Origin of the sequence: Campylobacter sp. MIT 21-1684, assembly GCF_026241315.1 — a bacterium.
Lineage (GTDB): Bacteria > Campylobacterota > Campylobacteria > Campylobacterales > Campylobacteraceae > Campylobacter_D.
This window is the reverse complement of the sequence record NZ_JAPHNA010000085.1, coordinates 1-343: the sequence shown is the minus strand read 5'-3', so window position 1 is coordinate 343 and position 343 is coordinate 1. Positions and strand designations below refer to the sequence as shown.

The window sequence follows — 343 nt, the reverse complement described above, 5'->3', positions numbered from 1 at the left end:
ACTTCACCACTTTGAAGTACTTGTTGTCCTGTTTCAAACCTTGTAAGACCTATTTTAGAACTTTGAGTTGAACCAATAGTAGCTTTTATAGTTTGATTTGATTGTGAACCAATTTGGAATTCTTGATTGATAAAACCACCACTAAGCAATTGTTTTCCATTGAAAACAGTTGTATTAGCGATATTGTCAAGCTCTTCCATAAGTCTGTTGATGTCTGCTTGAAGCATATTTCTTGTTTTTAAACTTTGTCCATCTTGTGCGGCTTGAGTTGCTTTTGTCTTAATTGTATCTAAGATTTTAAGTTGCTCATCCATAGCTTTATCCGCAGTTTGGAGTATGCCTA

At 34.4% G+C, this 343-nt stretch carries 1 pseudogene; it reads right to left on the bottom strand.

The features are described from left to right. Positions 1-343: pseudogene (locus tag OQH62_RS08660) on the bottom strand (flagellin); the annotation flags it as partial.